The sequence below is a fragment of the Demequina phytophila genome (assembly GCF_000971135.1).
In the GTDB taxonomy this organism is placed as follows: domain Bacteria; phylum Actinomycetota; class Actinomycetes; order Actinomycetales; family Demequinaceae; genus Demequina; species Demequina phytophila.
Genome location: NZ_BBLW01000002.1, coordinates 281,076 through 307,769 on the forward strand (window position 1 = coordinate 281,076; position 26,694 = coordinate 307,769).

Sequence of the window (26,694 nt, forward strand, 5' to 3'; positions counted from 1 at the left end):
GCGACGCATAGGCGCCGGACCAGCGCGTTGATTGCACCGTGCCGCGCGGTGCCTCTACTGTGGACGCCAGGCACATGCTCAGGCGTGTGAAGCACCGATGAAGGGGGTCCCGCCACCGTGGCGACGCAGGAGGACGCGAAAGCGGCGGTCGACGCCGTGGTCGCCAAGCTCGGACTGAAGAGCGGCCAGATCATTCAGGAGTTCGGGTTCGACGACGACACCGATGCGGACTTCCGCGCGGCGATCGAGTCCATCACGGGCGAGGACCTTGTCGACGAGGACTACGGCGACGTCACGGACGGCACGCTCGTGTGGTTCCGCGACGGCGACGACGACCTCGCCGATCTGCTCATGGACGCGCAGACACTGCTCGACGACGGCGCCGCCGTCTGCGTGTGCGTCCCCAAGGCCGGACAGGACGGCCACGTGCTCCCGCGCGACGTGCAGGAGGCGGCCTCCGTCGCCGGCCTGCACGCGACCTCCACCTTCGTCATCGGTTCCGAGTGGACCGCGACCTACCTGGTCGAGAAGGGCCGCTCCAAGTGACCCACCCCCTGGTGGGCCAGCAGGCCCCCGCGTTCCGCATGACGGACACCCACGGCCGGACCGTGACCACCGAGGACCTCGCCGGCACGGCGTACCTCCTGGTGTTCGTGCCGTTCGCGTTCTCCGACACCTGCACCAACGAGCTCATCGACCTGCGCAGCGCCGACGACCTGCTGGGCCGCGACGACCTCCGCGTGATCGTGGTGAGCTGCGACTCCGTCTACACGCTCAAGGCGTGGGCGGACACCCACTCGTACAAGGCGGACCTGCTGTCCGACTTCTGGCCCCACGGCGAGGTGTCTCGGCAGTACGGCGTGTTCAACCCGCACAAGGGGCTCGCGGGTCGTGGCTCCTACCTGGTGGACGCGTCGGGCACCGTGAGGTGGGCGATCGTCAACCCCGAGGGTGAGGCGCGCGACCTCGCCGAGTACCGGACCGCGGTGCGCTTCCTGCTCGGTTGAACGCGGTCCCGGCATTGCACAAGTGGCTGAAATGACGACTGAGAGTCCTGTGGCAACATCGCCGTCCGTGACTCGCTCAGTGACAGCAGTCATCGTGGACATTGTCGGCTCCCGCAGACTTCTTGACCGGCGTGGCGCGCAAATTGGTGTGCTGGAAGCATTTATGAGTGCAGAGCACGCGACGCGCCCGCTGGTACCTCTTGGCGCGACCGTTGGCGATGAGTTTCAAGCCGTTTACGTTGACGTCGAATCCGCCGTGCGGGTCACGACCCTCGCCGCGCTGCTACTAGCCGACGACGTCGAGTTTCGTGTTGGGATAGGTATCGGCGAGGTAGTTCAAATTGACGGCGACATCTCGGACGGTAGCGCTTGGTGGAGAGCTCGCGAAGCGATCGACGAGGCCCACCGTAGGGAACGCGCAGGCGAGGCGAGCGTGCGCTCCTGGTGCGTCGGAGACGGCGAGCGCCATGCGTTCGAGGTATGCGCAGTGTTGTTGTTGCGAGACCACATTCTCAGCCGTATGAAGGCACGCGAACGACGCATCGCGGCGCAAGTGCTCCTGGGCGATAATCAAGTTGCGATCGCGGTGCGCGAGGGCATCAGCCAAGCCGCGGTATCTCAGTCCGCGCACCGCTCTGGGGCCATCTCACTTCGAGAAGCAATTGGGGCCCTATGCGCCCGCCCGCGCGGGTTGCGCTGATACCGGACCGCGCTTCAAGGCGCTGCTCCTGGGCGGATAGCGCTGCACATGGTATTGCCCGCGTTTCAGTAAATCCGCCGCCAACAGCAGTTCTCGGTCGACGATGTGGACGCGCTTGCGAGCACGACGGTCTGGACTGGGCGTGGGTAGGATTCAGTCTTGACCTTTCCGGGGGGCATGTTGAAGAAGTCCGAACTCGCGGTGCTGAGTGAGATTCACGCTGAGGCGCGGTCAGAGATCGCCGTCGCTGACCAGAAGGCAGCGATCCTTCTTGCGACCATTAGTGTCACGACCGTTGCCGTTCTCGCCGCTGCTCTCGCTGGCCAGCTCACATCGGCCCAGTTGGCCGGCGCGAAGTCATTCGTGTGGTGGGGTGCGCTCGCGGGCGCCGGTCTCGCGTATTACTTCTGCGCGGCTGCGCTATGGCCACGGCTCGCGCCTGCTCGCGCGTCGAATCAGATTGCTTACTGGGGGCACGTCGCGGAGTTCAAGGGCATTTCAGATCTCCACTCGGCGATTGATGACGAGTTGCTTGCGCCGGACGAGCGACTCCTGCATCAGTGCTGGCACGTCGCTCGGATTGTGCGGAGGAAGTACGTGTATATTCGCCGAGGCCTGCTATGCGCCGGACTCTCTGCGGCGCTCGGCGCAGCGGTCGTTCTACTGTGATTGACCTCGTCGGCTGACGGACTGTAGTTGCACGGCCTCGCGGTGTTCGCGATGCGAACTCGAACGTGCATTGGTTGGGTCGCCAGCGGGCCATCGTGCAGGTTGCTGGTTCGACGGCGAACTCGAGACGCGAGACCTACCGTGGCGCCCGGTCATGGTCCGTCCTGCCACAATGGTCTGCGGGCCCTTAGCTCAGTTGGTTAGAGCACTGCGTTTACACCGCAGGTGTCGTCGGTTCGAGTCCGGCAGGGCCCACCAGTGCTTGTGGCCTGCAAGCGGGTCCGTATGGTACCCGCGCATGCCTGCTTGAGGATTCGTGCGAGCCGGGTGGGCGACGTGCGCGGCCTCGACGTGAGTCGACCTTGAGGGCGCCGCGCGACGGTTCCTCCAACTAGTCGGCGGTCTTTCGGCGTGCCAGCGGCGCTCGACCGACTATACATATCAGCGCGTGGGTCGGCCGCAAGGTCAGGTCTCCGGGTCGACTCCCCGATCGCCGCATTCGACGGGCGACACTTGCGTGAGTGTCGGAGGGTGCGAGTACCGTGATTCACATGGCAACCTCGACGATTGACCTGGTATCCCTGCTCGATGACGTCGCGAGTAGTGCGCAGTCCACCATCAACACGGTTCCGCGGGTGGACGAGGTCGACGGCGACTTCGACGCGGCTGACATCCCGAGCGCCGCAGCTCAGCGGTGGGTGAAGATCCCCGACGTGGTCGTCGTCGTGTGTGACCTCAAAGGGAGCACCGCGTTGGGCACTGGTGGCAAGCACGACACCACCACCGCACGTATCTACAAGTCCGCCGTCGACGGTGCCGTCAGGATTCTCCACGAGTTCGGAGCCAACTACATCGACATCCAAGGCGACGGCGGATTCGGCGTGTTCTGGGGTGACAACCGCTACGAGCGCGCTTTCTGCGCTGGCGTGACGATCCGCACTTTCAGCGACGCCTGGTTCGCCGCGCTACGGGCGAAAGACGCGACCGTCCCGCATACGGGTTACAAGGTTGGCATCGCCTCGGAGCGAGTGCTCGTCAAGCGTCTCGGGACTCGCAACGACCTCGAGGAGCAGGAACCTGTCTGGGCCGGCAAGCCCGTCAACTTCGCGTCCAAGTGCGCACAGGCCGCTGACGTTGCTGAGCTGATCGTCACCGACAAGGTTTGGGATCGCCTTAGTTCCAACGACTACGTCGCGTTCTCGTGCGACTGCCATGGAGCGCCCGCGGAACTCTGGGAGGCCGTAGAGGTCGAGGTCCTGCCCGAGGACAGCCGAGGAGCAGTCCGTCTGACTTCGGCATGGTGTGACACCTGTGGTCCGTCGTTCTGTGACGCCATCATGACGGGTGCGCGCAAGCGGGCGTCGGTGACAGAGGCTAAGCGCCAGGAGCACGACCGGAACTTCCGGGCGGCATTGCTGGCAATTCGCAAGCGTGACGCGGAGCACCGGTACCCCAAGTGGTGAGCGCAGAAGCCCCACCGCGGTCGACGCGCGAAGACGCATGGGCGCTCGTCGCAGGAGAGTCGGTGGAGTCGGAGATGGACGCGGAATGACAGCAATGACGGCGGAGCAGGCGCGCGCCTTTTGGCGTGCGCTCGTAGACAACGCGGCGCACCTGGTAGACGACTCGGCGCTGCTCGCAGCGACTTCGCCCGCACGGTCGCGATCGCTGCCCGTCCTCGCTCAGGAAGAGCTCGGCAAGGCGGTCCGGGTCTACAACGCATTCGAATCCTCCTGGAGCAGCGGGCGCGACGAAGAACGCGCGGTGCCGGAGTTGAGCAAGGGAGCCCGCGACCATCTGGCGAAGTTCATGGAGGCCTACAAGTACGGCGACGACCTCGACCACTTCTGGGGCGACTTTTCGTCGATAGGCGACCTTCCAGATTCTGATGACGCTGAGGATTGGAGAGCTTGGGCGCAAGCGCGCCAGACGCAGGCGCGGGAGGCGTCGCGGGAGGCCAATGCGGCCAAGCAGGCCGGCTTCTACGTCGACCTCAAAGACGGTGGCGCATGCAAGTCGCCGACTGACGTCGATATTCCTCACCTCGCAGGTCGGAGGGCGTTCGTCGCGGGCGTCATCGAGATGCTGCTTATCCAGGATCACGTGCGGATGAAGCACCAGGGCATGACGTACGACTCGACCCACGCGACACAGGCGCGACTCTTGAGGCACGCGCATCCCGAGTACTTCGAGGAGGCTGGCGCCGACGGCGGTCTCGCATGACTGCCTCGCTCCTCGGCGGGCTGATCGCCCTCTACGCGGTGTCGTTCGCGTTGCCCACGTGGGCTCTTGGCCGATACGTGGTCCGAGCACAGCGAGACCTCACCGTGCTTGAGGCGCGCGCGAATCTGAGCGGCAAGGACGAGGGCGCGTGGGACGACTTCGATGAGGCGTACCGCCATCCGGCGGCCAATGTGCGTGCGTCTCGCAACGCGTACCTGCTTGACGTCGCACTCATCGGCACCGGCACGGCAGCCGGCGCGATCGCCTCGGTGATCGCGCTGCTCGCGACGGCCTAGGCTGGTCGCCAGGCGTCGTGCGGGCTGATCGAATGGCGCAGGAGTGCGGTTGCGACGTCACTCCGATGGGCTCGAAACATCGCTATGACGGACTCGAGCGCTCAACGGCCTTGTATCGTCCCTGGTAGAAGGTTTCGCGAACTCCCCGCCACCCGTCTTACGCGGCGCTCACCAGCGGCACGCCGGCCTCCGCCAACGCACGCATCGACGCCAGCGCGGGATCGGCGTCCGTGATGACCCCGCTCACGGCATCCAGGCTCAGTACCGCGAACCGTGACGCCGCGCCGATCTTCTCCTCGCTCGCCATCACGTACGTCTCCGCGGCGCACGACGCGAGCGTCCGCTTCATCGCGGCCTCGTCCGCGTCGCCCGTGGTGAGGCCTGCGTCAGCGTGCACGCCGGTCACGCCGAGCAGGAACAGGTCTGCGCTCACGCCCCGCGCCGCCTCGGCGGCCGCCGCCCCGCACGCGACCGCCGAGTGCTTGAACAGCGCCCCGCCGATCAGGAGCACGGGCGCACGGTGCTCGAGCAGCGCCGCGGCGACGGTGACGCTGTGCGTGATGATCGTGCAGTCCAGGTCGCGGGGGAGCGCCGCCACCGTCGCGAGCGCCGTGGTCCCGCCGTCGAGGATCACCGTCATCCCGGGGGCGATGAGCGCGGCGGCCGCCGCGGCCACCCGCGACTTGCTGTCCGGCGCCACCCGGGTGCGGGTCGCATAGTCCGCCACCGCGGGGGAGGCGGGCAGCGCGCCACCGTAGACACGCACCGCGAGCCCCTCCGCGTCGAGCTCGCGCAGATCGCGGCGGATGGTGTCCTCGGACACCCCCAGCTCGGCGGCCAGGTCCTTCGCGACGATGCGCCCGTCGCGGGCGAGGCGGTCCAAGAGGAGCGACCGTCGTGACGCTGCCAGCATTCCGATTCCTTCCGACTTCTTCACATTCTTGCATGATTGTGCCTACAGTGCGGTCATGAACACACCGATGCTCATCCTCATCGCCGGTCCCTACGCCTCCGGAACCGGAGGCGACCCCGCCCTCATGGCGCGCAACCTCGAACGCCTCGAGGAGGCGGCCTGGCCCGTCTTCGCCGCGGGTCACGTCCCGATGATCGGCGAATGGGTCGCCCTGCCGGTCCTCCGGAGCGCGGGCGCCGACGGCCCGCAGGACCCGCTCGCCGCGCAGGTCATGTACCCCACCGCCGAGCGTCTGCTCGCGCACTGCGATGCCGTCCTGCGCCTGCCCGGCGACTCGAAGGGCGCGGACCAGGACGTCGCCATCGCACGCGAGCGCGGCATCCCCGTGTACTTCTCGCTCGAGGAGATCCCCCGCCACGTGCGCGCGTGACCCCGGGTGCCGCCCACCGCCCGCGCTAGCCTCGACCCAAAGATGGGCGAGGGGAGCACCAGGTGGCATTCGACCTCGAGGAGCATGAGGGCGGCCTGCGCAAGGGCGAGAGGTACAGTGCGTTCGCCAAGCGCGCGGACGGGGCGATGGCGGTGCTCGCGTTCGTGTTCCTGGTCGTGTGGTCGGCGCGCATCGTCTGGCGGGAGGAGCTCCCGGGCAGCGTGCGAGCGACGCTGCTCACCATCCAGGGCGTCATCTGGCTGGTCTTCCTCGCGGACCTCATCATCCGCGTCGCCCTGCACAAGCAGCGCTTCAGGTTCCTCCTCACGCACCCGCTCGACGTCATCGCCGTGATCATCCCCGCGGCGCGTCCGCTCAAGGTGCTGAGCGTCTTCGCGTCGGGCACCATGCTCGCGAGCCGCAAGGGCGTGGTGAAATCCACGCAGGCCGTCGTGATCGCCGTGCTCCTGCTCCTGTGGATCGCGTCCGTCGCGATGCTCGACGCGGAGCGCGGTCACAAGGGCGCGCAGATCGAGAACTTCGGGGACGCGTTGTGGTGGGCCATGGTGACGGTGACCACGGTCGGGTACGGCGACCTCGCACCCGTCACCGTGCAGGGCCGCGTCATCGCGACGGTGCTCATGCTCCTGGGCATCGCCCTCATCGGTATCGTCACCGCCTCCGTCGCCGCCTGGTTCGTGAGCCTCACCCAGGGCGAGGACGAGGCCCGCGAGGAGGAGCGCGAGGAGGTCACCCGCTCGCAGCTGCTCGCCCGGATCGGCGAGCTGGAGGCCAAGATCGACGGCCTGTCGCAGCCATCCGGGGGACTGTCCGGGCTCCCGCATCAGACGCCCGCGCCGGCCACCAAGAAGCCCCGCCGCTCGAAGGCCGAGGGCGGCGCCACCGAGTAGCCTTGTCCGCATGACCTCTGTGGCCGATGTGATGGATGCGCTCGAGAGTCGCTTCCCCCTCGACCTCGCGGAGGACTGGGACGTCAACGGCCTCTCGGTCGGGCGAGCGGACGCGACCGTCACGCGCGCGCTGTTCGCCGTCGACCCCACCATGGCCGTGGTCCAGGAGGCGATCGAGGCCGGCTGCGACCTCATCGTCACCCACCACCCGCTGCTGCTGCGCGGCGTCACCACCGTCCACGCGGGCACTCCGAAGGGCGCCGTGATCCACGCGCTCATCGAGAACGGCATCGCGCTGTACAACGCCCACACCAACGCGGACCACGCCGGCACAGGCGTCGCCGAGGCCCTGGCGAACGTGCTGGGGGTCTCCGGCGCGCTTCCCCTGGTCCCGCTGAGGGACGATGCCGAGCAAGGGACCGGACGGATCGGTCGCCTCGACGCCCCCATCAGCCTGCGACAGTTCGCGGAGCGGGCCGCGGCCGTCCTTCCCGAGACGGCGCACGGCGTACGCGTCGCCGGGGACCTCGACGGCACCGTGCAGACCGTGGCCGTGGTGGGCGGCTCCGGCGACTCGTTCCTCGCCGCCGCCCGCGAGGCCGGCGCGGACGTCTACCTCACCGCGGACCTGCGCCACCACCCGGCCTCCGACGCGCGCGAGACCGCGATGCTCGGCAACGGCCGGCCCTACCTTGTCGACGTCGCCCACTACGCGTCCGAATGGACGTGGCTGGAGGCCGCCGCCGAGTACCTCGGCGACGCGACCGGCATCGACACCCTCGTCTCCACCCTCACCACCGACCCCTGGACCGCGCGCTTCTGACGCGCAAGGAGAACATCCGTGCCCTCTGCACCCGCCGCCGACCAGATCCGCCTCCTCGACGTGCAGGACATCGACCTGCGCGCCCAGCAGGCGCGTCACCGTCGCGACCACCTGCCCATCCTCACCCAGATCGCGGAGCTCGAGTCGCGCCTCAAGGACCTCGACGAGGCCCGCGTCGCGACCGCGACCCGCGTGTCCGATCTTCGCCGCGCCGTCCAGAAGGCCGAGGACGACGTCCAGGTGGTCCGCGACCGCGCCGCCCGCGACAACGCCCGCCTGTCCGCCGGCCAGGGCAGCCCCAAGGACCTCCAGGCGCTCCAGTCGGAGCTCGAGGTCCTGGGCCGCCGCCAGTCCGCGCTCGAGGAGGTGGAGCTCGAGGCCATGGAGGCGCTCGAGGCAGCCGAGGGCGAGCACGCCTCCGCCAAGGAGCAGGTCGACGCGATCACCGTGCAGGTCGAGGAGCTCGCCGCCGAGCGCGACGCCGCCTGGGCCGAGATCGACGAGGAGATCGCGACGCTCGAGCGCGACCGCAACCTGGTGGTCGACGGCATCGACGCGACCCTGCTCGCGCTGTACGACAAGCTCCGCGCCGCGCAGGGCGGCATCGGCGCCGCCGCGCTCGCCCAGGGCCAGTGCCTCGGCTGCCGCACCGTGCTCAACCCGGGCGACCTGCGCGACATCGAGGCCAAGGCGCCCGACGCGATCGTCCGCTGCGAGGAGTGCGGCCGCATCCTCGTGCGCGGCGCGAAGCGGTGAGCGACACCCAGGTCGAGCCCCCGGTCCCGCACCGCGGGCACCGCTACGACGACGGCACCGACCTCGGAGGCGACGCGGCGGGAGAGGCGCGCGCCGCATCGTCCCCCGTGCGCGTGCAGTCGCCGTTCGCACCCGACGAGGAGAACCTGGTCGCGCCGCTCACGCTCGTGCTGGTGCGCCACGGCGTCACCGAGCACACCGAGCAGCGACGCATGTCCGGCGGGGGAGTGCCGGGCCCGGCGCTGAGCGCCGCCGGCCGCGTTCAGGCGGCGAAGGCCGCGGACCTGGTCTACGGGATGGGGCGCCGCACCTGGGTCCAGCTGCCGCACGTGACCCGGGTCATCGCCTCCCCGATGGTGCGCACGCAGGAGACGGCGGGCGCGCTGGGCCGGCGGATCGGCGCGCACGTCGAGACCGAGCCGGGCCTGCGCGAGGTCGAGTTCGGCGAGTGGGAGGGGCTCACCGTCCCCGAGATCATCGCGCGCGACGGCGACGCGATCCACGCGTGGCGTCGGGCGGAGACCCTTGCGCCGGGAGGCGAGTCGATCGCCCAGGTGGGCCCGCGCGGGCACGCCGTGGTCGAGTCGCTCGCGCGCGAGCACGCCGCCGAGTGCATGGGCGGACGCGACGTGCCGCGCGGCATCGCACTGGTGTCGCACGCGGTCGCGATCAAGTCGATCGTGGGCGTCGCGCTCGGGATGCCCGCCCGCCGTTGGGGTGCGATCTGGCCGTCGCCCGCGTCGACCACGATCCTCCAGGTCCGGGCCGCCAAGGACGGCACCATCGCGGAGACGCACGTGCTCGCGGTGGGCATCCCCGTCGAGTAGCGAACATGGGCTGGCGGGTACCGCCAGGGTCTCCCTCCCACGATGAGCGGCGCGTAGCGTCGGTGGAATGACAGCCTCCAAGGACGACGTCCGCGACTTCCTCACCAGCCGCCGCGCCAAGGTGACGCCCGCGATGGTCGGCCTGCCGGACCTCGGGAACCGCCGCGTGCCCGGCCTGCGCCGCGGCGAGGTCGCGATCCTCGCCGGCGTGAGCGTCGAGTACTACACCAAGGTCGAGCGCGGCGACCTGCGCGGGGTCTCCGACGAGGTCCTGGAGGCCATCGCGACGGCCCTGCGTATGGACGATGCGGAAGGCGCCCACCTCTTCGACCTCGCCCGGGCGGCGAACGCCGGGGTCAAGGCACGCCGCCGCGCGGCGCGCGCGCCGGGCGTGCGCACCGAGCTGCGGCACCTCATCGACGCGATGGGCGACGCGGTCGCCGTCATCGGCAACCCGCGCGGCGACATCGTCGCGACGAACGCCCTGGGTCGTGCCCTGTACTCACCCATGTACGACAGCCAGAGCGAGCCCGTCAACTACGGGCGGTTCATCTTCCTCGACCCCGCGGCCCGCACCTTCTACCCGAACTGGGCCGAGATCGCCGACGGCAACGTCGCGACCATGCGCACCGCCGCGGGGCGCGACCCGTTCGACCGGTCCATCTCCGACCTCATCGGCGAGCTCTCGACCCGGTCGGAGGACTTCCGTACCCGCTGGGCCCGCCACGACGTCCGCCTTCACCAGCTGGGCCGCAAGCGCATCGTCCACCCCGAGGTCGGTCTGGTGGAGCTGGACTTCACCCGGCTCGAGCTGCCCGCGGATGCGGGCCTCGACCTCACCACCTACACCGCGCCTCCCGGATCGGAGTCCGAGGACAAGCTACGGGTTCTGGCGAGCTGGTGGGCGACGCAGGACGTGCACGCGCGCGCCTGACGGGTACTGCGGGTACCCCTCCCGGCCGGGGCTCCCACACGGGCGCCTTGGACGCCACTCTGGAGTGGACGGCGTCGGAAGGAGACCTCATGACCACCTGGAAGCCCGAGACCCTCGCGGACATCGCCGCGACGGACGATCTTCACATCTCCCCGTTCCGTGAGGACGGCGTCACCCACGGGACGCCCACCGGGATCTGGTCCGTCGTGGTCGACGGCCGGCTCTTCGTGCGCGCGTGGAACGGCGTGCGCGGGCGGTGGTACCGCGCGGCGATCTCGCAGGGCGCCGGCCGCATCCGGGCCGGCGGTCACGCGGTCGACGTGCGCTTCGCCGCGGGGGACCCCGCGCTCGCGAAGGCGGTCGACTCCGCCTACGCGGCGAAGTACGCGGGCAGCCCGTACCTGCCGCCCATGCTCGGCGCGGGCCCGCGCGAGGCCACCGTCGAGATCACGCCCGCCTGACGCGCGGGACCCTCGGAAAGGAATGCCATGACCGACCAGCAGACCCCCATCCAGCGCATGCTCGGCGACGTCGCGCCCGAGTTCGCGGCGCTCACCGACGACGTCCTGTTCGGACGCGTGTGGGCCCGCACCGCGGAGCTGTCCCCGCGCGACCGGAGCCTCGTCACCATCACCAGCCTGGTGAGCGCGGGCAACATCGAGCAGCTCTCCGCGCACATCCCCATGGGCGTGGCCAACGGCCTCACCCGGGAGGAGATCGTCGAGGCGATCACCCACGTCGCGTTCTACGCGGGCTGGCCGCGCGCCGTCTCCGCGCTCACCCTCGCCAAGCAGCTGTTCGCATCCTCAGGAGAAGCCGCATGAACATCGAACCCGCCATCCCGACCATCAAGAACCCGCCGGAGCAGTTCGCCGGCGACGTGTGGCTCGACCCCATCGTGATGCCGCACACGGACGACCAGCGGGCCGTGGTGGCGAAGGTGCGCTTCGCCCCCCACGCCCGTACCGCCTGGCATTCGCACGCGCGCGGCCAGTACCTCCACGTGACCCAGGGCGTCGCGTACTTCGGCGGCCGCGACGGCACCCTCATCGAGGTGCGCGCCGGTCAGACCCTCTACACGCCCCCGGGCGAGGACCACTTCCACGCGGCCGGCGACGCGTTCATGGAGCACCTCGCGATCCTCGAGAACGCCGACGACCCGGCGACCACCACGGTGTGGAAGGAGCACGTGGCCGACTCGGACCTGCCGGGTGCGCGCTGAACCTGGGTCCGCGCGCTGATCGCGCCCCACGCTCGGCCACTCTCCACACCACGGCCGGCCTGTGAACGTTCGCCCGCGACAACTCGCGATGCGAATCGCGACCACGCGGGTGCGAGTTGCAGATCTGGTGTGGAACGCGGTCGGGTCGGCCCGGTCCGGGTTGCCGAGCGCCCCGTGAGGGGTACTGCCGGTACCCGTCCCCACCCGCTCTCCCGAGCATCGTCCCCAGGCGGGAGGCTAGAGAAGTCCCCAGCAACCCCCTCAAGGAGACCTCAATTGATGAAGGCCGCTTTCATGTACGGCGCGGGCGATGTCCGCGTCGAGACCACCCCGAAGCCCGGGATCCAGGAGCCCACGGACGCGATCGTGCGCACGGTGCGGGCGTGCATCTGCGGCTCCGACCTGCACCCTTACCACTCGATGCCCGCGTCCGAGCACGGCCAGAGCATGGGCCACGAGCTCATCGCGGTGGTCGAGGAGATCGGCGCCGACGTCAAGAACCTCAAGGTCGGCGACTTCGTGGTGGTGCCGTTCGCGTTCTCGGACAACACCTGCGCGATCTGCAAGGAGGGCTTCCAGACGGCCTGCCCGCACGGCGGCTGGTACGGCACCCCCGCGGTGCCCGGCCTTCAGGCCGAGTACGCCCGCGTGCCCCAGGCCGACGGCTCGGCCGTGGTGGTCCACGACGTCGACCCGGAGACCGCCTCCGAGGAGACGCTCGCCTCGCTGCTGGCGCTGTCCGACGTCTACCTCACCGGCTACCACGCCGCGTTCATGGCCGAGATCAAGCCCGGCCAGACCGTCACCGTGATCGGCGACGGCGCGGTGGGGCTGTCCGCGGTGCTCGCCGCGAAGCAGATGGGCGCCGCGCGCATCATCCTCATGGGCCGCCACGAGTCCCGCACCGACCTCGGCCGCGAGTGGGGCGCCACGCACGTGGTCGCCGAGCGCGGCGCCGAGGGCGTCGCGAAGGTCATGGAGATCACCGACGGCGAGGGCAGCCACGTGGTCCTCGAGGCCGTGGGCCACATGCCCGCCTACGAGCAGGCCTACGGCGTGGTCCGCGCGGGCGGCATCATCTCCCGCGTGGGCGTGCCGCAGTACGAGGAGGCCCCGATCGGGTTCGGCTCGCTGTTCGGCAAGAACGCCCGCCTCGCCGGCGGTCCCGCGCCGGTCCGCGCCTACCTCGAGGACGCGATCCAGCAGGTCGTGTCCGGCGAGATCAACCCCGGCAAGGTGTTCGACATGACAGTCGGCCTCGACGGCGTCCCCGCGGGCTACTCCGCGATGAACGACCGCGAGGCGCTCAAGGTCATGGTGAACCCGAGCCTCTGACAAACCTCGGATGGGCCGCGCTCGCCGGGAGGCGACCGCGGCCCGTCCCCTTCATTCCAGGGAGGACATCATGACCTCAGCACTGCAACCGGGAGCGACGGTCCTCGCGATCGGTGCGACCGGCTCCATCGGGCGCCACGTGGTGCCCGCGCTGCTTGCGGAGGGCCTCGCGGTCCGCGCGTTCGTGCGCGACGAGTCCCGCGCCCGCCGCATCCTTCCGGACGGCGTCGAGCTCGCGGGCGGCGACATCGAGACGGGCGCCGGCCTTGATGCGGCGCTCGACGGCGTCGACGGGATCGTGCTCACCCACGGCGGCGCGCCCCGCCAGGTCGACTACCAGGGCGTGGTGAACGTGCTCGACGCGCTCGCCGGGAGGCGACCGCGCATCGCGCTCATGACCTCGATGTCGACGTCCAAGGGCGGTTCCCAGTACGGGGGCGTCCTCGACTGGAAGCGCCGCTCCGAGCGGCTGATCCGGGCCTACGGCGCGCCGTACACGATCGTCCGCCCGGGTTGGTTCGACTACCAGGCCGCGGGGGAGCGCGCGCTGCTCGTCGAGCAGGGTGACGTCTCGCCGGTCGACAGCCGCCGCGGCGTCGCGCGCTCGCAGATCGCGGCCGTGCTGGTCCACGCGCTGCTGTCCGAGGCAGGGGCCGGAGTCACGCTTGAGCTGTTCGCCCAGGCGGGCGAGATGCCGACCGACTGGGACGGCGTGTTCGCACCCTTGCAGAGGGACGATGCGGTGGCCCTGGGCGGTGCTCAGGACGCGGGCGTCGCGCTCGCGGACGAGCCGGCCGAGGTGCTCGCCGACATCGCGGGGTTCCGCGGGGCCTGACACGCGTCGCGGCCGAGGCTCGCCGGGAGGCGACCCTCGGCCGCGCGGGCATGGTGCGCGGACGTCAGGGCCCGAGGCAGTCGATGGGGATCACGTGGACGCCGTCGTCGCGCAATCCGCCCGCGCCGGTCCCGGTGATGACCGCGAGAAAAGCCGGAGCTCCGTGCTTCTCATCGTCGACCTGAGCGCTGAAACGCAGAAGCGCCGCTGCCGCGGTGTCGACTGCATCGGGGTTGAGCTTGACCTCGACCGCGCCCCATCGTCGCGGGCCTGCCGTGATGACCGCGTCGACCTCGTTGCCGTTCGAGTCGCGCCACGATTCAACACGTGCGTCGAGTGCCTGGGCGTAGACCCGGAGATCGCGGACGACGAGAGCCTCGAAGTGGAGGCCGAGCGCATTGAGGTCCGATGCGAGCTCGGCGCTGCCCACTCCTAGCGCCGCCACGCCGAGCGACGGATCGACGAAGTAGCGCACCGGCGCGACCCGCAGTCGCGCCCGCGACCGCATATGCGGCAGCCACGCCTCAGAGTTGTCGAGGAGATGGAGCCGTGTCAGAGCGGAGATGTATGCGGAGAGCGTCTCCTTCGCGATGGGCCCCCCGTCGCCGCCTACATCCTTGGCGAGCTCGACCGACTTCGGGGCTTGCGCGACGAACCGACCTAGCGAGGTGAGCAGGCGGCGAAGGTTCTGGGGGTCCCGCCGCGCGCCGAGCCTCGGCACGTCGACTTCGACGATGTTGGCGAGGTAGTCGCTCAACCAGCGCCGCGCGTCTGACTCGTGCGAGTCGATGAGGTCCGGCCAGCCGCCGATGACAATGCGCCGGAGCAGTTCATCGAACTCAAGGCGTGTGCCTATTCCATGTTGGCGCTCGCCGGCCAGGAGCGCGGCGAGTGACATCTGGCCGTTCGAATATCCGGATTCGTAGAGGCTCATCGGCCGCATCGGCAATACCGAGACACGGCCGGCACCCGAGTGCCGTGCGACGTCGTCGGCGGGTGTGGCCGAGCCTGTGAGGATGAACTGACCCTTCGCCCTGCGGTCGTCCACCTGGCGACGGACCCGGTTCCAAATCCTCGGCTCGACTTGCCACTCGTCGAACAGGATGGGCGTGGGGTTGTCGAACAGCCGTTCAGGAGCGAGGGTGACGAGGGCGCGCGCCGAGTCATCGTCGTCGAGTCGAAACGCAGTCCGTGCGCGCTGTGAAGCGGTCGCTGTCTTTCCGCAGGCCTTCGGCCCCTCGATGAGGACAGCGCCCATGGCAGAGAGTCGGGCGTCGAGTTCGCCATCGGCGACACGCGGCACATACGCTTGCACTCCAGCAGTCTACCTTTTGCATCGTCGCGAGTCGACTTTTTGCATTGGACGGGATCTCCGTCCTGCAGGGAGGCGACCCTCGGCCGCGCGGGCATGCCCTCAGCTCACGCCCGCGCGGCCTCCCGCTCCTGCTCGCGCGACGCGGCGACGAGCCGCATGAGCTCCTCCGCCTCGACGTTCGCGCCGAACGCGGGGGCGCCCGGCTGCAGGTGCCAGCCCTCTTCGAGCTCGCCGATCGGCACGGGGTCGAAGCCCATGGCGTCGATCAGGCCGGAGACCGCGGCGACCGCCGCATCGTCCCCACCCGCCAGCGCGATCGCGCGGCGACCGGGGCTGCCGGCGGGGCGCGGGCCCTCGTCGAGGTCGTGATAGCCCATGTGGTTGAAGGCCTTGACCACGCGCGCGCCGGCGAGGCGCCGCGCGACGGTCTCGGAGGACGTGGTGGCGGGATCGGCCAGGTCGTCGCGCACGCCGTCGACCTCCCACCAGTAGTTCATCGCGTCGATGACGAGCGCGCCGTCGAGCGCGGCCGCGTCGACGGTGTGGTGCTTGCCGAGTGGCAGCGCGAGGATCACGACGTCCGCCTCGGCGGCGACGGCGGCGGCCGTCGCGACCCGCGCGCCCGGGGCCAGCACCTCGACGATGAGCGCGATGCGGTCGGGGTCGCCCGAGCCGGCCATCACGACGTCGTAGCCGGCCCCGACCGCAAGGCGCGCGAGCACGGTGCCGAGCTTGCCCGCACCCAGGATCCCCACGGTGCGGATGGCGGCGGCCGTCACGCGGCGCCCTCGGCGAGCAGCTCGCGCACGCGCGGGATGACCTGGGTGCCGAACAGCTCGACCGCGCGCAGGCGCGAGGACGCGGGCATGGCGCCGCCGCCGGTGTAGACGAAGTCGAAGCGGCCCACGTCGAGCACGCGGATCGCGGCGGTCATCTTCGCCGCGACGGTCTCGGGGGAGCCGACGTAGAGGGAGCCGAAGTCGACCTCGTCGTCGTACTGCGCGCGCGTCATCGCGGGCCAGCCGCGCTCCGCGCCGATCCGGTCCCGCATCGCCTTGTAGCCCGGGAAGTAGGACTCGCGCGCCTCCTCGTCGGTGGGCGCGATGAAGCCGTGGCTGTGCATGCCGACGGGGTGCGCGGTGGTGCCGAGCTGCGCGGTCGCGCGCCGGTAGAGGTCGACGTACGGCGCGAAGCGGCCCGGGTCGCCGCCGATGATCGCGAGCATGAGGCGCAGGCCGTAGCGCGCGGTGCGGATCACCGACTCGGGGGAGCCGCCCACGCCCACCCAGGTGGTGAGGGAGCCGGAGTCGGTCTTGGGGTAGACGTCGGCCTCGTGGAGCGCGGAGCGCTTGGTGCCCTGCCACGTCACCGGCTTCTCGGTGAGCAGCTGCGCGAACAGCTCGAGCTTCTCCTCGAACAGCACCTCGTAGTCGGCGAGGTCGTAGCCGAACAGCGGGAAGGACTCGGTGAAGGAGCCGCGGCCCAGGATGACCTCCGCGCGACCGTTCGACACGGCGTCGAGCGTGGAGAAGCGCTGGAACACGCGGACCGGGTCGTCGGAGGACAGCACGGTGACGGCGGAGCCCAGGGTCACGCGCTCGGTGCGCGACGCGATGGCCGCGAGGACCATCTCGGGGGAGGAGATCGCGAAGTCCGGGCGGTGGTGCTCGCCCAGCGCGACCGCGTCGATCCCGACCTGGTCGGCGAGGGCCGCCTCCTCCACCACCTGGCGCAGGGACGCGGCGTGGGACATCGGCTCGCCCGAGTCGTGCAGGGGCAGGTCGCCGAAGGTCTCGATGCCGAACTTCACGTCGGCTGCGGGGGTGGTCATGCGGGGCTCCTCGTGCGCGCCCCGGGGTTGTTGAGGCGTCAACTACTGAGCGTAGCGGGGGTCCGGTCTATTCCGCTGGTCGCCTTACCGGCCGTCGCGCGCCGCCTGGCGGCGCAGGTACTTGCGGTCGTCGTTGGCGTACGCGTAGTACCAGCCGATCAGCAGCCCGCCGCCCACGAAGTTGCCGACCAGCACGATCGCGAGCTGGGCGAGAGCGAGCCCCCAGTCGAGGCCGTGCGTGAGGGCGGCCACCGAGAACACCACGGTGTTGGCGACCGAGTGCTCGAACCCCACGAAGGCGAACACGAACACCGACATGATCATCGCGATCGCCTTGGTGAGGTCCTCCTTGATGACGCCGTTGTAGACCAGCAGCATCCCCAGGTTGATCATGAAGTTGCACAGGATCGCGCGCACGAACAGGTCCGACATCCCTGCCCAGCCCTGGTCGAAGTAGGCGAGCTTGTGCTCGACGGAGGCGTCGAGCTGCGCACCCATCGCGCCGCTGGCCATGGTCGAGCCGGCCACCAGGATCGCGACGGCGAGCCCGCCGATGATGTTGCCTCCGTAGCACATGGCCAGCACGCGCAGCGAGCGCAGCGGGGTGGTGCGCTTCCAGTACAGGCCGATGGTGACGATCATCATGTTGGACGTCAGCAGCTCGGACTTCGAGTAGTAGATGAACACCAGCGCGAAGCCGAAGATCATCGCGCCCAGGATCTTGCCGATGTTGACGAACGAGCCGTCGCCGGCGCTCTCGAACGCCGCGATGACCGCGAAGTTCGTGAGGTACATGATGCCGATGATGATGCCGGCCATCGCGGCGCGCATGAGGTACACGCGGGCCAACCCGCCGCTCATGGCGGTCTTGGTCTCGAGCGCGTCGAGGACCGTGGAGATGAACTGCTTACCAGGGAACAGCGCGCTCTGATCGCTCATGGGGCCCAGCCTGCCACGCCCGACGCCGCGCGTCCCAGGACCCGCCTGGGACTCAGTCGAGCCCGAACGCCTCGCGCAGCATCCGGCGGACCTGCGCGGGCACGTCGATCACGCCCGGGTGGAGCGCGTCGTACATCTGCAGCCCGTCCCACGCGCCCACCAGGAACGCGGCCCGCTCGGCGGGGGACAGCGGGTCGTCGATCGGGAGCTTCGCGCGCTGCTGCATGATCATCCACGCGAAGACGCCCGCGACCAGGTCGTGCCGCTTCTGAAGCGTCTCGCGCGCGGGGTGATCCTCGGCGCCGGCCTCGGCCAGAAGTACGGAGAGCAGTTGGACCAGGCCCGGTGTCTCGGCGTTGCGCGCGGCCTGCCCCGCGAACCCTTCGACGACGTACTCCGCGGTGAGCTCTTCGGGCAGCTCGGTGGGCATGCCCTGTGCGTCGTGCCACTCGATGACCGCCAGCAGCAGCGCGGTCTTGTTGCCGAAGTGGTGTAGCAGCGTCGAGTGGTCGACGCCGGCCTCGCGCGCGATCGAGCGCAACGAGGTCCCGTAGAACCCCTTCTGCGCGAACGCCGTCGCCGCGCTCTCCACGATCGACTGCTTGGTCGCGCGCCCCGTGGCGTACCCGTCGGGCATGGCCGTTCCTCTCGTATGCAGGCGCGTCGCGTCGGATTTTCCACCACGCGGTGGAATTTGTTACGCTCCACGCCGGAACCCCACCAACCGGTGGAACTTGATGCGAGGTAGTTTCTCATGACGGTCGACGGCGACAGGATGCTGACGCGTAGCGCGATGACGCTCGCGGAGAAGGCGTCCCTCATGTCGGGCGCGAACTTCTGGAACACCAAGTCCGTCGAGCGCCTCGGCGTTCCGGGGATCATGCTGACCGACGGACCCCACGGCCTGCGCAAGCAGGGCGGCGCCGCAGACCACCTGGGCCTCAACGCCTCGCTCCCCGCCACCTGCTTCCCGCCCGCGGCGACACTGGCGAACAGCTGGGAGCCCGCGCTCCTCGAGCGCGTGGGCGAGGCGCTGGGCGCCGAGGCCGCCGCGGAGCGCGTGAGCGTCCTGCTGGGACCCGGCCTCAACATCAAGCGCAACCCGCTCGCGGGTCGCAACTTCGAGTACTTCTCCGAGGACCCGCTCCTGTCCGGCACGCTCGCGGGCGCGCTCGTGCGCGGCATCCAGACCCGCGACGTCGCCGCGTGCCTCAAGCACTACGCGGTCAACAGCCAGGAGACGCACCGCATGACCATCGACGAGGTGGTCGACCGGCGCTCCCTCCACGAGCTCTACCTCGAGGGCTTCCGCATCGCCGTCCGCGATGGGCGTCCCTGGTCCGTCATGACCTCGTACAACAAGGTCAACGGCACCTACGCGAACGAGCACGGCGAGCTCGCCGCGATCCTGCGCGACCGCTTCGGATTCGACGGCCTCGTGGTCACCGACTGGGGCGGCAACAACGACCGCGTCGCGGGCCTGATCGCCGGCAACGCCCTCGAGATGCCGTCCGCGGACGGCGTGACCGACGCCGAGATCGTGACCGCGGTGCGGGACGGCATTCTCGACGAGGCCGTCCTCGACGCACGGGTCGACGAGGTCCTGGCGCTCGTCGAGCGCACCTCCGGCGCGCGGGGGGACGATGCGGCGGTCGCCGACCACGCGGCCCACCACGAGCTCGCGGTCGAGGCCGCGCGCCGATCGTTGGTCCTGCTGCGCAACGAAGGCGACGCGCTGCCGCTCGGGCCCGACGCGGGCCGCGTCGCCGTGATCGGCGACTTCGCCGCCACCCCGCGGTACCAGGGCGCCGGCAGCTCGCTCGTCAACCCCACCCGCATCGACGCGCCGCTCGACGCGCTCCGCGCCACCGGTCTCGACATCGTCGGCTACGAGCCCGGCTTCGCGCGCCGCGACAAGGCGTCGACCCGCCTGCGGGACCGGGCGCTGGCGCTCGCCACGCGCGCCGACACGATCCTCCTGTTCCTGGGCCTCGACGAGTCCGCCGAGGCCGAGGGCGTCGACCGCGCCCACATGCGGCTCGCCGCGAACCAGCTCGACCTGGTACGCGCGATCACCCGGCTGGGCAGGCGCGTGGTGGTGGTGCTCGCGGGCGGCGCGCCGGTCGAGCTCCCGTTCGCCGAGAACGTCGACGCGATCCTCCACGGCTACCTCGCCGGCCAGGGCGGCGGCCGGGCCATCGCGGACGTCCTCACCGGCGCGGTGAACCCCTCCGGCCGCCTCGCCGAGACCTACCCGCTGCGCTACGAGGACGTGTCCTCGCACTCCTCGTTCGGGCGCACCGAGGCCAGCTCGGAGCACCGCGAGGGCATCTACCTGGGGTACCGCTACTTCGACAAGGTCGGCGCGCCCGTGCGCTACCCGTTCGGCCACGGACTCGGCTACACCGCCTTCGAGATGACCGGCCTGGTCGCGGGCCCCGGATCCGCGCGCGTCACCGTGACGAACGTGGGCCACCGCGACGGCAGCGAGACCCTGCAGCTCTACGCGGAGGCGCCGGAAGGCGCCGAGGGCGAGTTCCGCGCACCCCGCGAGCTCGTCGGCTTCGCCAAGATCCACCTCGCGCCGGGGGAGAGCGCCACCGTCGAGATCCCCTACGCCGAGCACGCGTTCCACGTCTTCGATGCCGCCGCGGACGCGTGGCGCGCCGTCGGCGGCGCGTACGCGATCCTGGCCGGAGCATCGTCCCGCGACATCCGGGCCCGCGCGGAACTGGTGGTCGCGGGTGACCCCTGGACCACGCCGGACGCCGCGCGGCTGCCGCACTACGTGTCGGGTCACGTCGAGGACGTCGACGCGGCCGAGTTCGAGGCCCTGCTCGGGCGGCCCCTTCCGCCGGCGACGTGGGACCGCGACCGCCCGCTCACGCGCGCCGACATCATCGCGCAGTGCCGGGGCAGGGGCGGCTTCGGCGGCCTCCTGTACTGGACCGTCGACACGGCCGGCACCGTGCTCATGGCGCTCGGCAAGCCGCTCGCGGCCAACAACACGAAGTTTGTGCTCGACCTGCCGTTCCGGTCGGTCGCGCGCATGAGCGGCGGAAGGGTCGACGAGCCGATGCTCGACGGCCTGCTGCTCATGGTCAATCGTCGCTTCTGGAGCGGGCTCGCCCGCGTCGGAGGCGCCTGGCGCGCTCGGCGAAGGAGCGAGCGCGCGTCACGCAAGGATTGAGAGAGACATGGCTACCCGCAAAGAGATCAAGCAGGAGGCCGTCGCGCGCGTCAGGGACGAGCGCGCGGCCAGCCAGGCGCGCCGCGACGAGCTGAAGGCGATGACGCCCGACGAGCGCACCGCCGCCAAGGCCGCCGACAGGACGGCCGCGAAGGAGGCGAAGGCGACCGCGAAGGAGGAGCGCGCGGAGGTGCGTTCCACCATGAGCCGTGCCCAGCGCCGCGAGCTCAAGCGCCGCGAGCGCGTGTACCGCAAGGTCAGCCACCGCCGTCGCCGCGCGATCGGGTGGGGCGTCACCGGCGTCGCCGTCATCGGCATCGGTGCCCTCGCTGCTCCGTATGTCGGAGGAATTGCGCGCGTCGCGTCGCTCAGCTTCACCGACGACACCCCCCAGGCGGCCGCCGCGCGCGAGGCCGCGCTCGGCGTCTCCGAGTCCATCTCGGACGAGGGCATGGTGCTGCTGAAGAACGAGGGCGGCGCGCTGCCGCTGACCGGCGGCGTCAACGTGTTCTCGTTCTCCTCGTTCAACCTGCGGCTGGGCGGCGGCGGCTCCGGAGGCTCCAACACCGCGGGCGCTCCCACGCTCTACGAGGCGCTCGAGGCCCAGGGCGTCGAGTACAACACCGACCTCTACGCGACCATGGAGGACGCGGGCGCCGCTCACTCCGAGAGCTCGAGCAACGCGTTCGTGCAGATCGCCGGGGCGCTCACGGGCGCCGGAGGCGAGCACGAGCCCGCCCCCGACTACCTCACGGATGACGTCCTCGCTCAGGCGCAGACCTTCTCCGACACCGCGATCGTGGTGGTGGGCAACGACGGCGTCGAGGGCTCCGACATGACGCATGCCGACCTCCAGCTCACCGACGCGCAGCGCGAGCTGCTCGACAAGGTCACGGCGGTCCAGGACCACGTGATCGTGGTGGTGAACTCGGGCAACCAGATGGAGCTCGGCTTCCTCGACGAGTACCCCGAGATCACCGCCGCCGTGTGGATGGGCACCCCCGGACCCCAGGGTGCGACCTCGCTCGCGAAGGTGCTCACCGGCGAGGTCAACCCGTCCGGGCGTCTCACCGACACCTACGCGTACGACATCGCGTCCGCGCCCGCCGTCGAGAACTTCGGCGACTACAACTACACCAACGTCAAGCGCGGCTTCCTCGACTACGAGGAGGGCATCTACGTCGGATACCGCTACTACGAGACCCGCTACGAGGGTGACGAGGCGGGCTACGAGGAGACGGTGCAGTTCCCGTTCGGATACGGCCTCAGCTACACGTCCTTCGACTGGGCCGCAGCCGAGCCCGTGATGACCGACGCGACCGTGTCCGTCGACGTGACCGTCACCAACGGGGGTGACGTCGCGGGCAAGGACGTGGTCCAGGTCTACTTCTCCGCGCCCTACACCGGCGACATCGAGAAGTCCTCGATCGAGCTCGCGGGCTACGCCAAGACCTCGCTCCTCGAGCCCGGTGCGTCCGAGACGGTGACCGTCGAGTTCGCGGTCCAGGACATGGCCTCCTGGGACACCGCCGCGGGCGGCGCGTACGTGCTCGAGGCCGGTGACTACGAGATCTCAGCGCGCTCCGACGTCCACTCGCCCGTCGCATCGTCCACCGTGACCGTCGCGAACGACGTCACGTTCGACGCGGACGCGGACACCGGCGTCGCCTACGAGAACCGCTTCGACTATGTCGAGGGTGACCTCACCTACCTGTCCCGCGCGGACTGGGACGGCACCTACCCGGCCGCACCCGACGGCAGCGAGCAGGCGTCCGACCAGGTGCTCGCCCTCATGGACCCGACGTACGAGCCTGCCCAGGGCGACGCGCCCACGTACGGCGCCGACAACGGTCTGATGCTGTCCGACATGGTGGGCCTCGAGCACGACGACCCGCAATGGGACGCGTTCCTCGACCAGCTCACGCTCGACGAGCAGGTGGACCTGTTCTCCTACGGCGCGTACCAGTCGGTCGCGGTCGAGCGCCTGGGCGTCCCGTCGATCACCATGCTCGACAGCCCCGCGGGCCTCAACTCGCTGTTCTCGCCGCTCGACTCCGCGGCCTACCCGACCGAGGTGGTCATCGCCTCGACGTGGAACGACGAGCTCGCGTACGCGTGGGGCGAGTCCGTGGGCAACGAGGCGAAGGCCTACGGCGTCGAGGTCTGGTACGCCCCCGGCATGAACCTTCACCGCACCGCGCTGGGCGGTCGCGACTTCGAGTACTTCTCCGAGGACCCGCTCCTGACGGGCAAGATGGCCGCGGCCGTGGTGTCGGGCTCGCAGGACCAGGGCGTGCCCACCACCATCAAGCACTTCGTGCTCAACGACCAGGAGGTCAACGCGCGCACGGGCATCAACGTGTTCGCGTCCGAGCAGGCGCTGCGCGAGCTGTACCTGCAGCCCTTCGAGATCGCGGTCAAGGAGGCCGATGCGGCGGGCGCCATGAGCTCCTTCATCAACCTCGGCGGCAGCTGGGCCGGCGGCAACGAGGATCTCCTCGAGGAGGTGCTGCGCGGCGAGTGGGGCTTCGAGGGCTTCGTGTCCACCGACGCCGTGCTCGGCGGCTGGATGGCTCCCGAGCTCGCCGCCCGCGGCGGCAACGACTGGATGCTCGCGGTGTTCCCGTCCGCGACCGTGAAGTCCACCAAGGCCGCGGTCGACGCGGACCCGGTGGGCATGGGTGAGGCGCTGCGCGAGCGCGTGCACAACATCCTGTTCACCGTCGCCGGCTCGAACGCGATGGACGCGTCCTAGCAGGGCGCGCCGCCCGACCCGTATGGCGGACGGATCGCATATCCGTCCGCCATACGGGTCGCCCTCCACCTGCATGCAGGATCGATCCCCGATCGATCCGAACCTTCTCAGCACACGAAAGGTCGACGATGACCACGCTTGAGGCGCCGTCCAGTCCCGTCACTCCCGCGCCACGCCGCTGGCGCCGCCGTCTCGCGATCACCGGAGGCGTGCTGGGCGGGCTGGTGGTCGCGGCCGGGGCCGTCGGCTGGTACTTCGCCTACGCCCCCGCACCCGCGGAGCCGGAGCTCGATGCCACGGTCGAGCAGCGCTCGCTCACCGTCGACGGGATGGAGCGCACCTACACCGCGGTGGTGCCGTCGTCTCTCGCGGACGATGCGCCGCTGTGGGTCGCGCTGCACGGCTCACGGATGGACGGCGCCGGCATGCGTGCCGCGGCCGGCTACCAGCTCGATGAACTCGCCGTCGAGCAGGGCTTCGTGGTGATCTATCCCGACGGCTACGAGGACACGTGGCACGACTGCCGGCCCGACACCGGCTACCCCGCGACCGCCGAGGGCATCGATGACGTCGCGTTCCTCGAGGCGCTCGTCTCCGAGGCGGCGAGCGCGTACTCGCTCGACGCGTCGCGCGTGTACGGCGTGGGCTACTCCAACGGCTCCCACATGCTCTTCCGCATGGCCGCGGAGTCGCCCGGCACCCTCGCAGGCATCGAAGCGAACGCGGCGAACCTCCCCACCTCGGACAACTGGTCCTGCGAGGCCTGGACCGAGCCGATCCCGACCATCCTGGTCGAGGGCACGGGCGACCCGATCAACCCGTTCGACGGCGGCCAGGCCGGTGCCTTCGGGCAGGACCTCGGCGCGGTGATGTCGGCCGCGGAGTCCGCGGCGGCGATCGCGACCATCAACGGTGTCGCGGGCGAGCCCGCCGAGTCCGTGGTCGGGGGCGAGCCGGGCGAGGCCGGCGCAGTCACGCTGACCGCCTACGGCGCCGGATCCGAGGCCCCGGTGCTGCTCTACACCGTCGCAGGCGGAGGCCACGGCGTGCCGAACCCCGCGACCCGCCTGCCGCGCATGATGGGCGGCACCACCGACGAGCTCAACGCGCCGGTGGAGGCGTGGGAGCTGTTCTCGAGCCTCGGCTGACGCGGTCGCGGTTGCACTGTTCACACCCCTCAACAAGAAGGACGACGATGTCATCAGAACTTCCCCCGGAGACTGCCGAGACGGCGCCCGACGGCGCCACCACGGCCGACGCAGCGTTCGAGGAGCAGACCACGGTCGCTCCCCAGCAGAAGCGCGGCCGCGGCAAGCGCATCCTCAAGGCCACGGGCCTGACGCTCGCGCTGCCCGGCGCAGCCGTGGTGGCCGGCGGTGGCTACGTCGCGGTCAAGTCGCTCACCGCAAGCCCCGACAACTCTCCCGAGCACGAGGAGTCGAAGGCCGACTACCTCGACGCGCTCGCCGGCACCACCGCGTCGGGAGATGCGCCCAACGTGCTCCTCGTGTACTACGACGACCTCGGATACGGGGACCTCGGGTTCATGGGCGACACGCCGATCAAGACACCGAACATCGACAAGCTGGCCGAGAACGGCGTGGTGCTCACCAACTACCACTCGCCGTCCGCGGTCTGCACACCGTCGCGCGCGGCGATGCTGACGGGACGCCTCGCCCCGCGTGCGGCGGTGCCGGACGTGCTGTTCCCGAGCGACAACCCGCTGGCTGTCATGAACAAGATGAGCGGCTCGTTCGGGCTGACGCAGGCCGAGATCACCATGCCCGACGTCCTGCAGGCGGCCGGCTACCAGACCGGGATGATCGGCAAGTGGCACATCGGCGACACCGAGGGCTCGCTGCCCAACGACTTCGGATTCGACACCTTCCTGGGCGCGCGCTATTCGAACGACATGACCCCGTTCAAGATCTACCGCGACAACGACGTGGTGGTCGAGGAGGTGGACCAGACGAAGCTCGACGCGCTCTACACCGACGAGGCCGTGAAGTTCGTCGGCGACGCCGCGGAGAGCGACGACCCCTTCTTCCTGTACTTCGCCCACAACTTCCCGCACGAGCCGCTGTTCGCGGCTGAGGAGAACGAGGGCCGTTCCGACGCCGGGCTGTACGGCGACATCGTGGAGGGCCTCGACGACGGTATCGGCCGGATTGTCGACGAGCTCGAGGCGACGGGCCAGCTCGACAACACCATCATCATGATCACCAGCGACAACGGCCCGTGGTACCAGGGCGATGCGGGCGATCACCGCGGTCGGAAGGGCGTGATCAACGAAGGCGGCATGCTGGTTCCGTTCCTGGCGCATTGGCCCGCGGGCCTTGAGGGTGGGCAGACGCTGGACACGATGACGATGGGCACGGACATCCTGCCGACGCTCATGGACTGGCTGGACATCGACGCACCCACGGATCGTGTGCTGGACGGCTCGAGCATGGCGCCGTTGCTGGCGGGCGAGGCGGACTCGGTGAGCGACTTCTACTACTACTACGCGGGCGAGAAGCTCATCGCCGTGAGCGACGGCCGGTACAAGTACTACACCGAGCACCCGTACCTCTACGGCACCAGCGATCTGTCCTTCTCGGTCGCACAGAAGAAGGGTCCGTGGCTGTTCGACCTTGCGACGGATCCGGCCGAGGCGTACGACGTCAGCGCCAAGCATCCCGAGGTTGTCGCGGAGCTCAAGGCGGAGCTCGAGCGCCGCGACGCCGAGATGGCCGAGAACCCGCGCGGCTGGGTCTCCTGACCCCAGCGTGAACGATGCGGCC

At 70.1% G+C, this 26,694-nt stretch carries 28 protein-coding genes and 1 tRNA gene; 23 read left to right on the top strand and 6 right to left on the bottom strand.

Annotated features, from left to right (window positions below; translation table 11 throughout):
• Nucleotides 1-117 precede the first annotated feature (117 nt).
• The 8 genes from AOM01_RS04040 (at nt 118) to AOM01_RS04075 (ending at nt 4,895) form a co-directional block, all read left to right on the top strand.
• Nucleotides 118-546, top strand: coding sequence for a DUF3052 domain-containing protein (locus AOM01_RS04040; protein WP_062289318.1), 429 nt, complete (start codon nt 118-120; stop codon nt 544-546).
• The gene (locus AOM01_RS04045; protein WP_082109965.1) at nt 543-1,007 is read left to right on the top strand and encodes a redoxin domain-containing protein; all 465 of its coding nucleotides are present in this window, start codon (nt 543-545) and stop codon (nt 1,005-1,007) included. Before AOM01_RS04040 ends, AOM01_RS04045 begins: the two co-directional genes overlap by 4 nt.
• A gap of 79 nt (nt 1,008-1,086) precedes the next feature.
• Nucleotides 1,087-1,707: a SatD family protein gene (locus AOM01_RS04050; protein WP_169746512.1), complete on the top strand. Its 621-nt coding sequence runs from the start codon at nt 1,087-1,089 to the stop codon at nt 1,705-1,707.
• Between the two features lie 159 nt (nt 1,708-1,866).
• On the top strand, nt 1,867-2,376 hold the full coding sequence (locus AOM01_RS04055; protein ID WP_156155820.1) for a Pycsar system effector family protein: 510 nt from the start codon (nt 1,867-1,869) through the stop codon (nt 2,374-2,376).
• A gap of 181 nt (nt 2,377-2,557) precedes the next feature.
• Nucleotides 2,558-2,634 (top strand) — tRNA-Val (locus AOM01_RS04060).
• Between the two features lie 293 nt (nt 2,635-2,927).
• Nucleotides 2,928-3,839: a hypothetical protein gene (locus AOM01_RS04065; protein ID WP_062289326.1), complete on the top strand. Its 912-nt coding sequence runs from the start codon at nt 2,928-2,930 to the stop codon at nt 3,837-3,839.
• Between the two features lie 85 nt (nt 3,840-3,924).
• On the top strand, nt 3,925-4,599 hold the full coding sequence (locus AOM01_RS04070) for an AbiV family abortive infection protein (protein ID WP_169746513.1): 675 nt from the start codon (nt 3,925-3,927) through the stop codon (nt 4,597-4,599).
• A complete protein-coding gene (locus AOM01_RS04075) occupies nt 4,596-4,895 on the top strand; it encodes a hypothetical protein (RefSeq protein ID WP_062289332.1) in 300 nt (99 codons plus the stop codon). Before AOM01_RS04070 ends, AOM01_RS04075 begins: the two co-directional genes overlap by 4 nt.
• A gap of 157 nt (nt 4,896-5,052) precedes the next feature.
• On the opposite strand, the gene AOM01_RS04080 is transcribed toward AOM01_RS04075, so the two are convergent.
• Entirely contained in the window at nt 5,053-5,808 is a 756-nt protein-coding gene (locus tag AOM01_RS04080) for a DeoR/GlpR family DNA-binding transcription regulator (protein WP_062289335.1), read from the bottom strand.
• 55 nt (nt 5,809-5,863) lie between these two features.
• Here AOM01_RS04080 and AOM01_RS04085 point away from each other — a divergent pair, with 55 nt between their 5' ends.
• The 11 genes from AOM01_RS04085 (at nt 5,864) to AOM01_RS04135 (ending at nt 13,881) form a co-directional block, all read left to right on the top strand.
• Nucleotides 5,864-6,238: a DUF4406 domain-containing protein gene (locus AOM01_RS04085; protein ID WP_228374205.1), complete on the top strand. Its 375-nt coding sequence runs from the start codon at nt 5,864-5,866 to the stop codon at nt 6,236-6,238.
• A gap of 62 nt (nt 6,239-6,300) precedes the next feature.
• On the top strand, nt 6,301-7,149 hold the full coding sequence (locus AOM01_RS04090) for a potassium channel family protein (RefSeq protein ID WP_062289340.1): 849 nt from the start codon (nt 6,301-6,303) through the stop codon (nt 7,147-7,149).
• Nucleotides 7,150-7,159: 10 nt separating this feature from the next.
• On the top strand, nt 7,160-7,972 hold the full coding sequence (locus AOM01_RS04095; RefSeq protein WP_062289344.1) for a Nif3-like dinuclear metal center hexameric protein: 813 nt from the start codon (nt 7,160-7,162) through the stop codon (nt 7,970-7,972).
• A gap of 18 nt (nt 7,973-7,990) precedes the next feature.
• On the top strand, nt 7,991-8,728 hold the full coding sequence (locus AOM01_RS04100; protein WP_062289347.1) for a zinc ribbon domain-containing protein: 738 nt from the start codon (nt 7,991-7,993) through the stop codon (nt 8,726-8,728).
• Nucleotides 8,725-9,555 (top strand): histidine phosphatase family protein, encoded by an 831-nt coding sequence (locus AOM01_RS04105; RefSeq protein ID WP_062289350.1) that lies wholly within the window; start codon nt 8,725-8,727, stop codon nt 9,553-9,555. The genes AOM01_RS04100 and AOM01_RS04105 overlap by 4 nt, the downstream gene beginning before the upstream one ends.
• A gap of 67 nt (nt 9,556-9,622) precedes the next feature.
• Complete coding sequence (locus AOM01_RS04110) at nt 9,623-10,489, top strand: helix-turn-helix domain-containing protein (protein WP_062289353.1); 867 nt, start codon at nt 9,623-9,625, stop codon at nt 10,487-10,489.
• Nucleotides 10,490-10,578: 89 nt separating this feature from the next.
• Nucleotides 10,579-10,950, top strand: coding sequence for a DUF2255 family protein (locus AOM01_RS04115; RefSeq protein ID WP_062289356.1), 372 nt, complete (start codon nt 10,579-10,581; stop codon nt 10,948-10,950).
• Nucleotides 10,951-10,977: 27 nt separating this feature from the next.
• Nucleotides 10,978-11,313, top strand: a complete 336-nt coding sequence (locus AOM01_RS04120; protein WP_062289365.1) for a carboxymuconolactone decarboxylase family protein — start codon at nt 10,978-10,980, stop codon at nt 11,311-11,313.
• The gene (locus AOM01_RS04125; protein ID WP_062289367.1) at nt 11,310-11,711 is read left to right on the top strand and encodes a cupin domain-containing protein; all 402 of its coding nucleotides are present in this window, start codon (nt 11,310-11,312) and stop codon (nt 11,709-11,711) included. Before AOM01_RS04120 ends, AOM01_RS04125 begins: the two co-directional genes overlap by 4 nt.
• Nucleotides 11,712-11,990: 279 nt before the next feature.
• Nucleotides 11,991-13,046: a zinc-binding dehydrogenase gene (locus AOM01_RS04130; protein WP_174441882.1), complete on the top strand. Its 1,056-nt coding sequence runs from the start codon at nt 11,991-11,993 to the stop codon at nt 13,044-13,046.
• A gap of 70 nt (nt 13,047-13,116) precedes the next feature.
• On the top strand, nt 13,117-13,881 hold the full coding sequence (locus tag AOM01_RS04135; RefSeq protein WP_082109968.1) for an SDR family oxidoreductase: 765 nt from the start codon (nt 13,117-13,119) through the stop codon (nt 13,879-13,881).
• Between the two features lie 64 nt (nt 13,882-13,945).
• Here AOM01_RS04135 and AOM01_RS04140 read toward each other — a convergent pair whose 3' ends face one another.
• From AOM01_RS04140 to AOM01_RS04160, 5 genes are all read right to left on the bottom strand, one after another.
• Nucleotides 13,946-15,196: an ATP-binding protein gene (locus AOM01_RS04140; RefSeq protein ID WP_082109969.1), complete on the bottom strand. Its 1,251-nt coding sequence runs from the start codon at nt 15,194-15,196 to the stop codon at nt 13,946-13,948.
• Between the two features lie 104 nt (nt 15,197-15,300).
• Nucleotides 15,301-15,975: an NADPH-dependent F420 reductase gene (locus tag AOM01_RS04145; protein WP_062289373.1), complete on the bottom strand. Its 675-nt coding sequence runs from the start codon at nt 15,973-15,975 to the stop codon at nt 15,301-15,303.
• Nucleotides 15,972-17,027, bottom strand: a complete 1,056-nt coding sequence (locus AOM01_RS04150) for an LLM class flavin-dependent oxidoreductase (RefSeq protein ID WP_062289374.1) — start codon at nt 17,025-17,027, stop codon at nt 15,972-15,974. The genes AOM01_RS04145 and AOM01_RS04150 overlap by 4 nt, the downstream gene beginning before the upstream one ends.
• Nucleotides 17,028-17,111: 84 nt before the next feature.
• Complete coding sequence (locus tag AOM01_RS04155; RefSeq protein ID WP_062289378.1) at nt 17,112-17,966, bottom strand: formate/nitrite transporter family protein; 855 nt, start codon at nt 17,964-17,966, stop codon at nt 17,112-17,114.
• A 52-nt stretch (nt 17,967-18,018) separates the two neighbouring features.
• Nucleotides 18,019-18,603, bottom strand: a complete 585-nt coding sequence (locus AOM01_RS04160; RefSeq protein ID WP_062289380.1) for a TetR/AcrR family transcriptional regulator — start codon at nt 18,601-18,603, stop codon at nt 18,019-18,021.
• 117 nt (nt 18,604-18,720) lie between these two features.
• Here AOM01_RS04160 and AOM01_RS04165 point away from each other — a divergent pair, with 117 nt between their 5' ends.
• The 4 genes from AOM01_RS04165 (at nt 18,721) to AOM01_RS04180 (ending at nt 26,672) form a co-directional block, all read left to right on the top strand.
• Nucleotides 18,721-21,156, top strand: coding sequence for a beta-glucosidase family protein (locus tag AOM01_RS04165; protein WP_228374206.1), 2,436 nt, complete (start codon nt 18,721-18,723; stop codon nt 21,154-21,156).
• A 7-nt stretch (nt 21,157-21,163) separates the two neighbouring features.
• Complete coding sequence (locus AOM01_RS04170) at nt 21,164-23,911, top strand: glycoside hydrolase family 3 protein (RefSeq protein ID WP_062289383.1); 2,748 nt, start codon at nt 21,164-21,166, stop codon at nt 23,909-23,911.
• Between the two features lie 128 nt (nt 23,912-24,039).
• Complete coding sequence (locus AOM01_RS04175) at nt 24,040-25,059, top strand: CE1 family esterase (RefSeq protein WP_062289387.1); 1,020 nt, start codon at nt 24,040-24,042, stop codon at nt 25,057-25,059.
• A 47-nt stretch (nt 25,060-25,106) separates the two neighbouring features.
• A complete protein-coding gene (locus AOM01_RS04180) occupies nt 25,107-26,672 on the top strand; it encodes a sulfatase family protein (protein ID WP_062289389.1) in 1,566 nt (521 codons plus the stop codon).
• Nucleotides 26,673-26,694 lie beyond the last annotated feature (22 nt).